The organism is Proteiniborus sp. DW1 (assembly GCF_900095305.1).
GTDB lineage: Bacteria > Bacillota > Clostridia > Tissierellales > Proteiniboraceae > Proteiniborus.
Genome location: NZ_FMDO01000007.1, coordinates 235,124 through 250,126, shown reverse-complemented (window position 1 = coordinate 250,126; position 15,003 = coordinate 235,124). Strand labels below are relative to the sequence as shown.

The window sequence follows — 15,003 nt, the reverse complement described above, 5'->3', positions numbered from 1 at the left end:
GAATGATTTCCTCGACATTTTTTATGCTGTTTCTTCTTTATTAGATTTTTTAGTTTTCTTCTTTTTTCTCTTATCAGAAAGAAGTAGAGTAGGTTCTGTTTTATTTAGTATAGTATCTTTTGTGATGATACATTTTTCTATATCTTCTCTAGAAGGTATATCATACATTATATCAAGCATTACCTCTTCTAGTATTCCCCTAAGACCTCTTGCTCCAGATTTTCTTTCAATGGCCTTTTCTGCTACTACTTCTAAGGCTTCATGGTCTATTTCTAACTCTACACCATCCATGATAAATAGCTCCTTATATTGTTTGACTAGAGCATTCTTAGGTTTAGTTAATATCTCTATAAGAGCTTCCTTATCTAAGAGATTTAAAGTAACCATTACTGGAAGTCTACCAACAAACTCTGGTATCAGTCCAAACTTAAGCAAGTCTTCAGGCTGTAAGTGTTTTAGTACTTCTCCTACATCCTTAATCTCTTTACTTTGTATATCAGCACCAAAGCCCATTGCCTTTTTACCTATTCTTTTCTGGATAATATTTTCCAGTCCATCAAAAGCTCCACCAACTATAAATAGAATATTTGTAGTGTCTATTTGAATAAACTCTTGATGAGGATGTTTTCTTCCGCCTTGTGGAGGAACACTTGCCACTGTCCCTTCAAGTATCTTTAGCAAGGCCTGCTGAACTCCTTCACCACTTACATCCCTAGTAATAGATGGATTTTCTGATTTTCTAGCTATCTTGTCAATCTCATCAATATATACTATACCTTTTTCTGCTCTCTCTATATCGTAATCAGCAGCTTGAATAAGCTTTAGCAATATGTTCTCAACATCTTCGCCTACATACCCTGCTTCAGTAAGAGACGTTGCATCCGCAATAGCAAAAGGAACATTTAATATTTTCGCTAGTGTCTGCGCTAATAGTGTCTTTCCTGAACCTGTAGGTCCTATCATAACTATGTTACTTTTTTGTAGGTCTATATCATCAGATGTTACTTTTCTATTTATTCTCTTGTAATGATTATATACTGCAACAGCTAAAGCTCTCTTTGCTCTATCTTGTTTAATTACATACTCATCCAAAACCTTTTTAATATCTACTGGTTTTGGTAGTTCTTTCATCTCAAGTTCGAAAGTATCTTCAAATTCCTCGTCAATTATTTCTTGACATAACTCAATACACTCATCGCATATATACACATTAGGTCCTGCAACAAGTCTTCTTACCTGTTCTTGAGATTTACCACAAAATGAACACTTAAGCTGCTTTTCTTCATATTTTGGCATGGTTCACCTCTCCTAACTAACTTTATTTCCTAAATTCTATTACTTCATCTATTATACCATATTCTTTAGCTTGCTCAGCAGACATAAAATTATCTCTGTCTGTATCCCTTGCAATTTTCTCTAGAGGTTGACCAGTCCTATCACTTAATATCTTATTTATTTGATCCCTTGATTTTAATATTCTCTCAGCATGAATTTTAATATCTTCAGCCTGCCCCCTAGTGCCACCTAAAGGCTGGTGTATCATAACCTCCGCATTTGGTAGTGCATATCTTTTGCCTTTGGCTCCTGCTGCTAATAAAAATGCACCCATACTAGCTGCCATTCCAATGCAAATAGTAGAAACATCTGGCTTTATATATTGCATAGTATCATATATTGCAAAGCCTGAAGTAATGGAACCACCAGGGCTATTTATATAAAGCTGAATATCCTTATCTGGATCTTCTGCTTCTAAAAACAAAAGTTGTGCTACTACAAGGCTTGCTGTAACATCATTAATTTCATCGCTTATGAATATTATTCTTTCTTTTAAAAGCCTTGAATAAATATCGTATGATCTTTCCCCTCTGTTTGTTTGCTCAACAACCATTGGAACTAAAGCCATGTTATCTCCTCCCTAATTACTCTAATTAAGACAGTTTAGCTTCCCTTACTAAAAATTCAACTGTCTTTCTCTTAATTATACCCTTTTTAATATACTCTAAATCGTTAGCCTTTAAGCTAGCTTTAAATTTGTCAGCATCCTGGTTATAGCTCTTAGCAAAATCTTCAAGTTCCTTATTTAGTTCTTCTTCTGTAGCTTCAATTCCCTCTTTCTCTGAAATAGCTGCAAGCACTAAATCTGCTTTAACAAATTTCTCAGCATTTGGCTTAAACTGCTCTCTTAAATCTTCTATTTGTGTACCAGTTAATTCTAAGTATTTTTCAAACTCTAAACCTTGGTATCTTAGTCTGTATGCAAAATCATTTATGTCATCGTCTATTTGTCTATCAATCATTACTTCTGGAATATCTACTTCACATAATTCTGCTACTTTTTCTACTACCTTATTTTCATTTTCAGCCTTTTCTCTTTGTTCAGCTTGTTTTTTTAGTCTATTCATTATATCAGCTTTTAATTCATCTAGCGTATCAAATTCACTTACATCTTTAGCAAATTCATCATCTAAAGCTGGTAATTCTTTTTCTTTTATTTCATGTATTATAACTTTGAATATAGCATCTTTACCTGCTAAATTCTCTGCATGATATTCTTCTGGAAAAGTAACCTTTACTTCAACTTCCTCTTCTTTATTTTTTCCCACAAGTTGATCTTCGAATCCAGGGATAAATCTGCCAGAACCGATTTCAAGAGTTTGGTTTTGTGCTGTACCACCTTCAAATTGCTCTTCTCCTACAAATCCTGAATAGTCAATAGTTAATATATCCCCTTGTTTTACTGGTCTGTCACCAGCATCTACAATTCTAGCATTTCTCTCTCGCATTGTTTTTAGCTCTGCTTCTACTTCTTCTTCTGTAACATTATACTCTGATTTTTCTACTTCTATACCCTTGTACTCACCAAGCTTAACTTCTGGCATAACTGTAACATCAGCTGTAAACACTACTGCTTTTCCTTTTTCAATATCTTCAACGTCTACAGTTGGTCTATCTACTGGGTCAAGTTTGTGTTCTTCTATAGCTTTATCATATGCTTCTGGAAATACAATGTTTATTGCATCTTCATAGAAAATTCCTTCTCCATAGTTCATTTCAATTATCTTTCTAGGAGCTTTTCCTTTTCTAAATCCTGGAATATTAAATCTGTGCTTGTTTTTTTGATAAGCCTGTTGAACACCTTTCTCAAATGTTTCTGCATCTACCTCGATTTTTAATGTAACAACATTATTTTCTTTTTTTACTACTGATGAACTCATTAACTTTCCTCCTTAAACCTTTATATTAGTCTCTCTAATTCACACGTATTTAAATCACTGACATACTGATGAGATATTTCCGAAAGTCCGTGCCTATGTATGGTGTGAATAAATAAATTTGAAGAATTCCTATATACTGCAAATAATCTTAATGTCGTTTCAATTATAAGGCTACAACCAGTGTAATTTAACCATTCGTATGACTTCCTTATGATTAACCACTATATTATATCATAAATTCTTCCCATGTCCAATTGTACCATACATTTTTTAAAAAAATATAAGAAAAAACCAATGGAATATACCATTGGCTATTATGGTGCGGGAGAGAGGACTTGAACCCCCACGTCTATGACACTAGATCCTAAGTCTAGCGCGTCTGCCAGTTCCGCCACTCCCGCATAGTTATTTTTCTTACTGACTTGATTATTATATCATGCATTTAAAAATAAAGTCAATAGATTTTTAAGAAATTTATTGTGAATCTTATTGAGAAAAGTTCTTTTACATTTGCATTCGCTAAAAAATCACTGACATTTACATTGGCTATTATGGTGCGGGAGAGAGGACTTGAACCCCCACGTCTATGACACTAGATCCTAAGTCTAGCGCGTCTGCCAGTTCCGCCACTCCCGCATAGATTGTTTTTATTAACGACAAAGAATATTATATCACGTACAGAAATAAAGTCAATAAGTTTTTAAAATTTTTTTTGGAGGTAATATGATGTAATATAAGGGAATTTTTACACTTCCATATCAATCAAAGATATATAGTACAGGAAACTCAAAGGAAAACACAAAAAATACCTCTAAAAATTTTATAACAAAGAATCTCTCATAATTCTAGCTCTCTTCCTGCTACCCCCAGAACTTACTGAGATACTTTTCTATATTATCTTTATTTACTCTTTCATGAGGAAACCATTCTTTAGGAAATAATCTTTGATAATTTGAGTATACAAATCTTTCATCTAATAGCAGAATAACTCCCCTATCCTCTTCTGTACGAATTAATCGCCCTGCTGCCTGAAGGACCTTAGTCATGCCAGGGTACATGTATGAGTATTCGTAGCCTAGCTTATTTACCTTGTTAAAATAATCTTTAATGATATCTCTTTCTAAGCAAATCTGTGGTAGCCCTACTCCAACTATTATAACCCCTATTAGTCTATCATGCTTAAGATCGATTCCTTCTGAGAATATTCCTCCAAGAACACAAAAACCTAAGACATTTTTCTCATTATCTATTTCAAATAGTTCCAAAAAATCTTCTCTCTCTTCTTCAGTCATATTAGGCTCTTGAATGTAGGTTTCATACTCTGGATACTTTTCTTTGAATAATTCATAAACCTTATTCATATATTGATAGGATGGAAAGAAGATTAGATAATTTCCCTTCTTGACATTTAATACAGAGTTAATATACTCCACAATATCTGAATAACTTCTTTCTCTATCTCTATACTTGGTTGAAATCCTATCTGCCACAAGAATTTGCCTGTTTTCTATAGAAAAAGGAGAATTTAAATAAATAGTATAATCATCCTCTTCCCCGCCTAATATGTTCTTATGATAATCCATTGGAATCAATGTAGCAGAGAAAAATATAGCTGCCTTGCCTTTTTTTAATGTTTCCTTTAATAAATGTGATGGATCTAGACAATAGAGCTTTAGTCTTACATCTTTATTAGAGTTTTCTACATAGGTAATATATTTATCGTCATACAACTCGCATATTCTTGTAAAAGCCAAAGCATCAAAATATAGGCTTAAATGTTCTTCGTATCTTTCAGCATTTTTTTGTCTTAATAAGTATTCTTCACATTCTGCAATGAATTTTTTAAGGTAATAGTATATATCCCCATCTAACTCTTCTTTAATATAATAACCATTGGAATCGCACTTCTTTTTTTGCTCAAGCATATATTGATTGATTTTGTTTAGAGCTTTAGATAGTTTAGGGTAAGTAGTCTTAACTTCTCTTTTAAAGTCCAGAAAGGGCTTCTTAAAAAGCTCTGCTGAATACATTTCTCTAGCTCTATCTACTAGATTATGGGCTTCGTCAATTAGAAATACATAGTCTCCTCCCTTTTCTGCAAAAAACCTTTTTAAGCTTACACTAGGATCAAATACATAATTATAGTCACAAATAACTGCATCCGCCCATAAAGTTAAGTCTAATGAAAATTCAAAAGGACATACACAGTGCCTTAGTGCATATTTTTCAATAGTTTCTCTATTTAGTTCATCCTCATTCTTTAAAATATCCATTATGGCATCATTTACTCTGTCATAATGGCCTTTAGCATATTCACATGCTTCTGGGCTGCAGGTTGCTTTTTCTTTAAAGCATATTTTATCTTTAGCAGTAAGTACTACAGTCTTAACATCTAATCCATTTTCTCTCATTAGTGAAAATGCCTCTCCAGCCACAGTTCGGGTTATGGTTTTAGCTGTTAGATAAAATATTTTAGATGTGTGTCCTTCTCCCATAGCCTTAATAGCAGGAAATGCTGTAGATATGGTCTTACCTATTCCAGTAGGGGCTTGGGCATATAGTTTTTTCTCATTTACTATTGTCTTATATGCAGCAACTGCTAATTCCCTCTGTCCCTTTCTATACTTTTCATGAGGAAAGGATAATTCTTTTATAGAAGCATTTCTTTTAATATTCCACTTATGCTGCATTTCTGTCCATATAAAATACTTCTGAATCAAGTCAAAGAAAAAGCTCTTTAGCTCTTCAAAGCTAAATTCCTTAACTATACGCTTAATTTCATCTGTGTCTATTTGATAATATGTTAACTGGACATTTATATATTGTAGCTCTTTTTCCTCAGCATAAATAAAGGCATAGCATTTTGCCTGTGCCCAATGAAGAGGATTGTAATCTTCATCTATTTTTTCAATAGGTGCTGCAGTGCTTTTTATTTCATCTATTGTAACAAGTCCATTTTCTATAATAATACCGTCTGCTCTACCTTCTAGGCTTAAGATGTATTCTTCATATTCTATGTCATATTTAAGAATAACCTCAGAATCGTAGTTTTCTCCACTGGTGCTTTGCACCTTCTTATGTATCCTAGTCCCTTCTAATGCCCTGTTGTTGCTACTACCTACAAATCCTGAGTCTATATCTCCAGTTCTTAGAATGAATTCTACTAGATTACGAACAGACACCTTTATTTTCTGCTTTAATTTCATGGTTACCAACCTACTATCTATAATTCTCTAGCTATAATAGTATTAGAAAATAGCTTTCTTTGCAATATTTATAATCATTATTAAATCTTTGTTATTAAGTGGTAATGTCAGTCATTGTTGACAATGATTAACAGCTATGATATGATTATATATGAGCCATTCCGTATTTCTACGGAATGGCTTGTTGTATATGGAAACATTTGCCATTTAATGTATATGGGGATAGGGGGGATATTACATGTCCATAGAAGTAAAAACAATATATGAAAAACTTATAGAGCATTTAGTTCAAATTGAAGAAGAAAAAAGCGAAGTCATTGAAGAGTACTACTATGAAATGTCTGCCGAGAGGTTAGAGTTCGAAACCCTAATAGCAGATTATATTTCACAGATATATAAGTATGTGAAAAAAATGAAAAAGTCTAATAAAAAGAGCACCAATTGTCCTTTTGTAATAATCGATAGCATCGTTGAAGTGGAGGATATCAACAGTAATGAAGTAGAAAGGTTTAAAATTGTTTCTCCTTTCTTGACTACAAATCCATTAGATGGAGATTATGCTTCATATCTTTCACCAATTGGAAAAGCGCTCTTACTGAAAAAAGTAGGGGATCATGTTTTAGTAGAAACTCCTATGGAGAATATTGAGTATGAAATAAAGTCAATTGAATTAGATTAAAAAAACAAAAAGAGCTTAGCAAACTGACCTATGTCAAGTAAAAAGCTCTTTTTCTTTTTCTTATACATTTATAGATTTCCATCTACCTCGCCTGTATCTAATTACCATTAATGTTGCTTCAACTATAAACTGTATTCCTGTTGCCCACCATACAAATACAACATTCAATTTTAAAACAAATACAATAATGAATATTAAAGGCAGTCTTACTGCTAGATTTGTAACTAAAGATATTTTAAAAGGTCCCTTTGTATCTCCTGCTCCTTTTAAAGCACCTGAAACAGTCATACCTATTGCTATAGGAATCTGTTCAACCGCACCTACTCGCAAGCATCTAGATGCTAGTTCCACTGTTCCAAGGTCATTACTGAAAAGTCTCATAATTCCAAAAGGTATAAGGGCAAAAGCTAAAGCTACTAATCCCATTAACCATACTGAATACATTATAATTTTCTTCGTACTGACCTCAGCCCTCTTTATATTCTTAGCTCCTAAGCTTTGTCCAACCATAGTAGTGGCAGCTACAGCAAAGCCATAACCAGGCATATACGAAATCGATTCTGCTGCATTGGCAAGTGAATGTGCAGCAAAAGAAATAGTCCCTAATTGTGCTATCCAGAATGAAGATAACAGTCTACTTCCTTCATTCATAAATGTTTCAAGCGTAGCAGGTACACTTAGGTTTACAATATTTTTGGTTACATTTCTATTTAACTTAAATACCTTACTGATATGAAGCTTAATACCAGATTTTCCTCTAATCAAGAAAAAAAATGTAATAGAAGCTCCTAATATTTGAGCGACTCCTGTTGCAATAGCTGCTCCATTTACTCCAAGCTCGGGAAATCCAAACTTCCCAAAGATTAGCACATAGTCACCAATAATATTAAATGCATTTGCAAAAGCTGCTGATACTAAAGGAATAACTGTATTTCCAGCTCCTCTTAATATAGAATTGGCGATAAATTGTGGTATTAAAAACAATGCCCCAACAAAAACTATCCTAAGATAATTACTTCCTAGTACTATGACCTCAGGGTCATCTACTATTAGATTAAACACTGCATTTGCTGATAAGATTCCACTAAATCCTATTATAATACTGATTATAAGTCCTATTCCAATTGCTTGAGCTGCTATATTTTCAGCCTCATCTCTATTTTTAGCCCCTATTTGTCTAGATACCAATGCTGTAGCACCTATTCCAAGAGCACCAAAAATATTACTTATAGTAAACATTATCTGTGAACCTAAATTAACTGCGGATATTGAAGCAGGATTAAGTCTTCCTACCATAGCAGTATCAGCTGTCCATACAAGAGTATGAAGTGTCATTTCTAAAATTGCTGGAATAGCTAGCTTAAAAATCTGATTCCTAATATCTCTATTGTCTAATCTTTCCATAATCATTTCACCAAACCCTTTATGTTATACAATACAAATACTAGATAACATTATACCTCATTATTTTATTAAAAAACAGTATAAATTAATTAACAATTATCGTCTTAGAATATACTTGATGTTGCTATGCTAAACTGCTTTACTATATTTCTTAATATGGTATATAATTTCAGTCCTTAGCTTAGAGATCAGCCAATAAAATATATAAAAGAAATAATAAAGAGCCTAATAAACAAAGTATATCCTGCATCGACTTCTTCAATCTATGCAGGATATCTCTAGTTTTTATCATTATTTAAGTATATTATAGAAATCTATCAATATAATATGTTGAAAATAGATAAAATATAGTAATTAATCATTACTATTGCTAATAAACTCTTAAACAAATCAGGCTAGGGTATGAGTTTACAACAGATTATCTCATTTTTATTTGCTTTAGACTTCAAACACCAGTGTCCTAAAAATTCTATATCTTTATTTTCTTTTTTAGCATTTTTAATTATTTCATAATAACTTTGTCCTTCTACTTTAGTCTCTTCAACCTCTAAAAAACCAGATAATTCAAGAGATTTGGATGTTTTGATACAAAGATGAATAACTGAGTCTCCTAATTTGCCTTCAACTCTTTTCAAAATACTGTATATAGTTTTACCTGCAAAGTCTTTAAAAAACTTTGGTCCAACTATATCTAAAGAACCAGCTGGATCTGAATAGGAAATTATGTCAACTCCATTTTTTATGGATTCTAGTATATACTCCACAGTACTATTTTCGATTAATTCAAACAACTTATTAGCCTTGCCTATATCCTTTCTAGTAGCCCTAAAAAATACATTGCTATCTATAATACCTGTTCCAAGTGTAACAGGTCCTGTTATATCAAGGACTACATTTTCTCCATCTTTCTTCAATAAACTAATAGCTTTTAAAACCTCAGCAATTCTTCCTCTACTTAAATCAAATTCTTTTAAATCATCTATTGAATTGATATCCTTAATTGCATATCCTCCAATTCTATTACCATATTTATGGTCAAAGACCACTGAAGAACCAAAGGCTTCAGCTTCTACAGTATGGCAAAAAGGTATTTTACAATGCGAGGAATTCTTATATCTTTTAAGGGATTTTGACAGGATAGCCATTTTAGAGGCATCATTATTTATCTCTTCAAAAGACAAACCTAAATCCTCCAAAATACTGTCAGGTATTGAATCTACCTTCTCACCAATACACTTTAATAAATTTTTAGATGTCATTTTATCACCTTTTCTAGAAATTTAGCTGACCAATAAAAATATCTTGAAAATTTTCTTTTAGAGACAGTTCCAACACTTCCATATCCCTCTTAATATCATATACTTTTCTATAACAATCCCTGTTAATCAAGACAAGCCTTGCACCTTCTAGTGAAGTATTCCCTAAAAACTTTATATCTCCATTAAACCCTTTAGGTATCAGTCCTATCTCCATTATATTGTCTGGATTAATATGATAGCCAAAAGCTCCAGCTATGTAAACTAATGGTATGTCTTCAATTGTCAGTCCTATCTCATCTAACATCATAATTACACCAGCAGCTACAGCCCCTTTAGCTAGCTGAATTTGTCTTATGTCCTTTTGAGAAATAAATATATCATCAGTTATATAAAACTTTTTATCTACTAATCTTTCAGCCAATTTAGAATTAAAGTTCTTATTCCACCTGCCAGATTTCATTACAATATCTCTTTTTACCAATGCCCCAGCTATGTCTATAAGACCACTACCACAGATTCCTATTGCTTTGGCATTTCCTATTGTTGAGTAATTAATATTATAGTCTTCATCAATATCAAATTTTTCTATAGCTCCTTCTTCTGCACGGCATCCACATTCGATATTCATACCTTCTAATGCTGGGCCTGCTGCTGTAGATGTGCATATTATCTTTCCATCCTTTAAAGCTGCCAACTCGCCATTTGTGCCTATATCTATGAACACAGCCTCTTTATTGTCTTGAAAATCTGATGCCATAATGCCTGATACTATATCCCCACCTACATATGATGAAGCAGATGGAATTATAGTGAGTAAAGCCTCACTATTAGCCTTAATCCATATATCCCTTGCTTTAGTAGCTTCACAACTTAAAAACACAGCTCTATATGGTGCTTTAGCCAATATTTCAGGATTAATCCCTAATAATAAATGCATCATTGTAGTATTTGCTGCAATGGCAATGTGATAAATATCATCTATACTATATAGATTCTCAACAATCTTCTTAATTGTATGGTTTATTTCATCTACTATTAATTCCTGAAGCTTGGCAGCTCCTGATGGATTTTCCATGCAATATGTAATCCTTGTTAGTACATCCCCGCCATATTGTGTCTGAGGATTTAAAGAGGATAGGTTTCTAACTATTTGTCCATTGGATAAATCAACTAAATAATAAGAAACACCTGTAGTTCCAATATCCACAGCTAAACCTAACACAGTCTTCTTGTAAGTAGTTATATCTAGTAGCTTATCTTCAAAAGCTACACCCCAAATCTCCTCATAATTACCTTCTTCTATAGCTGCAATCTTTTTATATAGTTCTGCTGAGCTAACTCTATATCCTATATAATCAACATAAGGGACAAAACTTGATTTGTTCACTTTTGGAAGTCTTACTAATTTAACAGGACTATCAACTTCTACATCAATACTAAAACCCTTGTTAATTGTCTTTAATACTTTTTGCTTTTCAATTAGTTCTACTTCTACATCACCCAAAATCTTTGCCATACATGATAGTCTTTCGCACTTTTCTTCATCTATAATCCTTCTTTCTCTATCAGTTGGTTCAGACAGGTGTCCTTTAGCGATTACCTTACATTTACCGCAAAACCCCATACCATTACATGGAGTTTCAATACTTAGTTTGGCTTTCCTAATAGCATCTAATAAAAGTGTATTTTCCTTAACTTCAATACATATTTTATCTTTTACAAAATTTACTTTAGGCATTGCATACTTCCTTCCGCTTCTAAAATAGAATTCACTACTATTCTAGAAATTTAATTAAATAAGTTTCTAATGGAATCTTTATTTAAATCAATTCCAATAACTGTGACTTGACCTATAGTCTTTATCTTTCCTACTTTCACTTCATAATTGCTAGGTGTAAAATCAAAGTCAACCCACTTCTTATCATCATTTAAAAGAGAGCCTTTAGCTCTCAAAACTTTACCATGTTTTGAGTTGCTTAGGGAATTTAAAACAGATACTAGCTCTTCTTCACTATATGTTTTCATAGTTTCAAAAGAACAATAATCAAATGAAGCATTAACTGAATATTCTTCATGATTATGATCATGAACATGGTCATGATATGCATGATTGTGCTCGTCATCACAGTTATCTAGTGCATAAATATGCTTATTTCTTTTATTTAATTTTGCTGCATCTAGAATATCCTTAGCTTCCAACTCATTCCATGGGAATGCAATTATGGCAGCATCTGTATTTATATCTCTAATAGAATTTATTACATTATTAACTCTGGATTCATCAGTCAACTGAGCTTTGCTAAGAGCAATAGCATTTGCATATTGGATTTGATCTTTAAAAAAGTCCCCAAAAACTTCAATAAAATCTTCAAATTCTAAAACATCTACGATTGTCATAGCCATATCTACTTCAATATCTTCAGTTTTTTTAGTCATATTAATTGTAGATATTATATCTGATAACTTTCCTAAACCTGTTGGCTCAATTATGATTCTATTAGGCTTATGTTCTTTTATAAGCTCTTTAATTGCCAATTGAAAATCTCCTGAAAGTGTACAGCATATACATCCAGATGAAATAGATTTTATCTCAACGCCTGATTCTTCCAGCCTATTAGAATCTATACTAATTTCTCCAAACTCATTTTCTATTATGGCGATTCTGCCTCCTAACACATCTTCATCTAATAACTTTTTAATCATAGTTGTTTTCCCAGCTCCTAAAAAGCCAGAGATAATGTCTATTTTTACAGTCATATTTCCTCCTTCCTGTTAACTTTCAGCTTTAACAGTTTTCAGTATAGCTTGGATATTTTTCATTGATGATTGGGTTCCAAGACCACAAGCAGGTGAAACAATATTTATACCACTATTAATTGCATTTTCAGTCATTTTCTTAATCTTTTCTTCATCAGTAGATTCAAGAGCAAAAGAACTTATATTGCCCATTAAAATCTTATCTCTCATATGCTCTCTTATTTCTTTTATGCTAACAATTGCATCGAAACTAAAAGCATCTGCTTTTAATTCTCTTATTTCAGAATATACACTACGCATCTGACCACATATATGAACAATTATAGGGAAATTTTCATCAACTTCCCTAATACCATCTATTAGCATATTAATATATTTAACAGCATACTCTTCAAAATATTTTGGACCTAATATTTCTCCAGTTCCACTTGGATCAGATATGGCAATTACATCTGCTCCTGCTTTTACTTGAGCTTTACCAAATTCAATAATTTGATTTGTTACAAATTTCATAAACTCATGAGCATCTTCTCTTTTTCTTCTTAATTCCTTATAGTATGGAACTGGATCCATAAGTGATGAGGCTACACTAATAGGACCTGAAAGATTACCAATTATAGGAACACCATCGCCTCTACTTTTTAAAATTGAAATCGCATCTGTTGTTACCTTAGCTCTCCCACTATTTATATCTAAAGCTTTTAACTCCTTATAATCTGACACTGAATTAATTACATAATCAACAACATGAGGTTCAAAAATTTTAGAGCCCATGTCAATACCTGAGCCCATACTCTCTACTTCAATAGTCATACAAAATGGGACGCCATAGTTTTCAAACATCCCATATTCATATACAGCCCTTGCAAGCTCTGCCATTTTATTAGCATCTGTATGAGCATCTGGCCATATGATTCCTGTCTTTTCCATTAATTCAGTTATAATCATGTTCATCATTCCGCCAGGGCAAATACAAGGAACTCTATCCACCTTATTTCCCTTCAATGCAGAAAGAAGTCTTTCTCTTGAATTCAATATCAAAACCTCCTATCATTTACACCGGAATACCCATACCAACTAATAGTTTTGCTAGTTTAACAGCTTCAACTGCATTAGGTGAATAGCCACTAGCATCGATTTTTTCACAGTATGTCTGGGAAACAGGTCCTCCACCTATCATTACTTTTGTTTTTTCATACATTTTCTCTTCTTTTAGCATTTCAACAACCCTTTTCATCCCAGGCATAGTAGTTGTCATTAAAGTTGATAGACAAATAAGGTCTGCATCTACTTCTTTTGCTTTATCTATGAAATTTTTTAAAGGTACATCTCGTCCTAAATCATACATTTCAAAACCAGCAGTTTCTAACATGATTTTTACTAAGTTCTTCCCTATATCATGAGTGTCACCTTCAACAACTCCAATAACACATTTATATGTTTTTGTTCCCTCAAGTTTCTTTTGAGGCAAATGAGGCTTTAATATATCTAATCCATTGTACATAGCATCAGAACAAATTAATAAGTCTGTAATAAAATACTCTTCTTCTTCATACATTTTTCCAGCTCTATTCATTCCATCGACTAATCCTTCTGTAATACCCTCTAGTGGGTCATATCCAGCATCTAGATATTCCTGTGCTACACTTATAACCTCTTCATCTTCCATTTCAAAAACACAATCTGATAACTGTTTTAACAGTTCTTCTTTTGATTTGCTCACACTTATTCCTCCTCGTATAATATATTTAAACCCAATTATTTTATACTAGTTTTCTATTCCTAACAACTCTTTATCTAATGGATATTTTCCATACTTACGAGCTGCTTCCATAAATGCATCTATGTTTTCAACAGGAACATTTTGTGTAATATCACAGCCCGAAGCACAGGATATATACATGTTGCAGCTACCTCATTTTCTGCTGAACTTCTCTTTATGTGTCATCCCTACTACTCTATGGGTAATTGATACTAATATTGGCATAACTAGTATTCTATCCATTTCCTTACCTGTCATAAAAGCTTGCAATCTCTCATTTGGCATCATCTGGTCTAATTTATGCATAATTTCCCCATTTTAATTGACAAAAATATCACATGCATATATATTGTATATTAGTTACTACTAGGCTTCTAATTAATTTTATTAATACAAAATTATTAAGGTATAGATATTTTTTATTAAGTATATATCTGTCTACTTTTACCACCAAGTTGTTCCAATACTAGGAATCCTAAGAGATTCTAAGATGACGATTTAAAAATTCTAAAATTAATATTAGAAGATGTCAAATTGAAAAATGGTTTAGAATAAAGATAGATTTTATAGAAAAACTAGCTATACCTACTAGGGTGTAATTTCCCTTTATATAGCTAGTTTAAATTATAATCTTACATATAGACTATTTCATTTTCTTATACAGCCATTACAATTAGTGGTACTAAATGCTGGTATCATAATCATCTTCCAAAAGTTCTTT

12 protein-coding genes, 2 tRNA genes and 1 pseudogene are annotated in these 15,003 nt (G+C 32.5%); 1 reads left to right on the top strand and 14 read right to left on the bottom strand.

What is annotated here, in order from left to right; translation table 11 throughout:
- Positions 1 to 21: 21 nt before the first annotated feature.
- The 6 genes from clpX to DW1_RS02465 form a co-directional block, all read right to left on the bottom strand.
- Positions 22 to 1,296 (bottom strand): ATP-dependent Clp protease ATP-binding subunit ClpX, encoded by a 1,275-nt coding sequence (gene clpX, locus DW1_RS02490; protein WP_074349043.1) that lies wholly within the window; start codon positions 1,294 to 1,296, stop codon positions 22 to 24.
- Between the two features lie 22 nt (positions 1,297 to 1,318).
- The gene (gene clpP, locus DW1_RS02485; protein ID WP_074349042.1) at positions 1,319 to 1,903 is read right to left on the bottom strand and encodes an ATP-dependent Clp endopeptidase proteolytic subunit ClpP; all 585 of its coding nucleotides are present in this window, start codon (positions 1,901 to 1,903) and stop codon (positions 1,319 to 1,321) included.
- Positions 1,904 to 1,928: 25 nt separating this feature from the next.
- Positions 1,929 to 3,215: a trigger factor gene (gene tig, locus DW1_RS02480; protein ID WP_074349041.1), complete on the bottom strand. Its 1,287-nt coding sequence runs from the start codon at positions 3,213 to 3,215 to the stop codon at positions 1,929 to 1,931.
- A gap of 317 nt (positions 3,216 to 3,532) precedes the next feature.
- Positions 3,533 to 3,616 (bottom strand) — tRNA-Leu (locus DW1_RS02475).
- Positions 3,617 to 3,767: 151 nt separating this feature from the next.
- Positions 3,768 to 3,851 (bottom strand) — tRNA-Leu (locus DW1_RS02470).
- A gap of 224 nt (positions 3,852 to 4,075) precedes the next feature.
- A complete protein-coding gene (locus DW1_RS02465; RefSeq protein ID WP_074349040.1) occupies positions 4,076 to 6,421 on the bottom strand; it encodes an ATP-dependent DNA helicase in 2,346 nt (781 codons plus the stop codon).
- Between the two features lie 238 nt (positions 6,422 to 6,659).
- On the opposite strand from DW1_RS02465, the gene DW1_RS02460 reads away from it, so the two are divergent.
- Positions 6,660 to 7,100 carry a GreA/GreB family elongation factor gene (locus DW1_RS02460; protein WP_074349039.1) on the top strand — a complete coding sequence of 147 codons (441 nt, stop codon included), beginning with the start codon at positions 6,660 to 6,662 and terminating at the stop codon, positions 7,098 to 7,100.
- Between the two features lie 60 nt (positions 7,101 to 7,160).
- On the opposite strand, the gene DW1_RS02455 is transcribed toward DW1_RS02460, so the two are convergent.
- The 8 genes and pseudogenes from DW1_RS02455 to DW1_RS15245 form a co-directional block, all read right to left on the bottom strand.
- Positions 7,161 to 8,504: an MATE family efflux transporter gene (locus DW1_RS02455; protein WP_074349038.1), complete on the bottom strand. Its 1,344-nt coding sequence runs from the start codon at positions 8,502 to 8,504 to the stop codon at positions 7,161 to 7,163.
- Between the two features lie 395 nt (positions 8,505 to 8,899).
- Positions 8,900 to 9,763 (bottom strand): uroporphyrinogen decarboxylase family protein, encoded by an 864-nt coding sequence (locus DW1_RS02450; protein WP_074349037.1) that lies wholly within the window; start codon positions 9,761 to 9,763, stop codon positions 8,900 to 8,902.
- A gap of 13 nt (positions 9,764 to 9,776) precedes the next feature.
- Positions 9,777 to 11,501: an ASKHA domain-containing protein gene (locus DW1_RS02445; protein WP_074349036.1), complete on the bottom strand. Its 1,725-nt coding sequence runs from the start codon at positions 11,499 to 11,501 to the stop codon at positions 9,777 to 9,779.
- 50 nt (positions 11,502 to 11,551) lie between these two features.
- Positions 11,552 to 12,520 (bottom strand): CobW family GTP-binding protein, encoded by a 969-nt coding sequence (locus DW1_RS02440; RefSeq protein ID WP_074349035.1) that lies wholly within the window; start codon positions 12,518 to 12,520, stop codon positions 11,552 to 11,554.
- A 15-nt stretch (positions 12,521 to 12,535) separates the two neighbouring features.
- Positions 12,536 to 13,558, bottom strand: a complete 1,023-nt coding sequence (locus DW1_RS02435; RefSeq protein ID WP_074349121.1) for an MtaA/CmuA family methyltransferase — start codon at positions 13,556 to 13,558, stop codon at positions 12,536 to 12,538.
- Between the two features lie 16 nt (positions 13,559 to 13,574).
- Complete coding sequence (locus DW1_RS02430; RefSeq protein ID WP_074349034.1) at positions 13,575 to 14,243, bottom strand: corrinoid protein; 669 nt, start codon at positions 14,241 to 14,243, stop codon at positions 13,575 to 13,577.
- A 45-nt stretch (positions 14,244 to 14,288) separates the two neighbouring features.
- Positions 14,289 to 14,423 (bottom strand): uroporphyrinogen decarboxylase family protein, encoded by a 135-nt coding sequence (locus tag DW1_RS15740; protein ID WP_242942420.1) that lies wholly within the window; start codon positions 14,421 to 14,423, stop codon positions 14,289 to 14,291.
- A gap of 21 nt (positions 14,424 to 14,444) precedes the next feature.
- Positions 14,445 to 14,588: pseudogene (locus DW1_RS15245) on the bottom strand (uroporphyrinogen decarboxylase); the annotation flags it as partial.
- Positions 14,589 to 15,003 lie beyond the last annotated feature (415 nt).

What these genes read in the sequence shown, in the direction of transcription:
- clpX (WP_074349043.1), bottom strand. Translation starts at nt 1,296, where the DNA reads ATGCCAAAATATGAAGAAAAGCAGCTTAAGTGTTCATTTTGTGGTAAA.
- clpP (WP_074349042.1), bottom strand. Translation starts at nt 1,903, where the DNA reads ATGGCTTTAGTTCCAATGGTTGTTGAGCAAACAAACAGAGGGGAAAGA.
- tig (WP_074349041.1), bottom strand. Translation starts at nt 3,215, where the DNA reads ATGAGTTCATCAGTAGTAAAAAAAGAAAATAATGTTGTTACATTAAAA.
- DW1_RS02465 (WP_074349040.1), bottom strand. Translation starts at nt 6,421, where the DNA reads ATGAAATTAAAGCAGAAAATAAAGGTGTCTGTTCGTAATCTAGTAGAA.
- DW1_RS02460 (WP_074349039.1), top strand. Translation starts at nt 6,660, where the DNA reads ATGTCCATAGAAGTAAAAACAATATATGAAAAACTTATAGAGCATTTA.
- DW1_RS02455 (WP_074349038.1), bottom strand. Translation starts at nt 8,504, where the DNA reads ATGGAAAGATTAGACAATAGAGATATTAGGAATCAGATTTTTAAGCTA.
- DW1_RS02450 (WP_074349037.1), bottom strand. Translation starts at nt 9,763, where the DNA reads ATGACATCTAAAAATTTATTAAAGTGTATTGGTGAGAAGGTAGATTCA.
- DW1_RS02445 (WP_074349036.1), bottom strand. Translation starts at nt 11,501, where the DNA reads ATGCCTAAAGTAAATTTTGTAAAAGATAAAATATGTATTGAAGTTAAG.
- DW1_RS02440 (WP_074349035.1), bottom strand. Translation starts at nt 12,520, where the DNA reads ATGACTGTAAAAATAGACATTATCTCTGGCTTTTTAGGAGCTGGGAAA.
- DW1_RS15740 (WP_242942420.1), bottom strand. Translation starts at nt 14,423, where the DNA reads ATGTATATATCCTGTGCTTCGGGCTGTGATATTACACAAAATGTTCCT.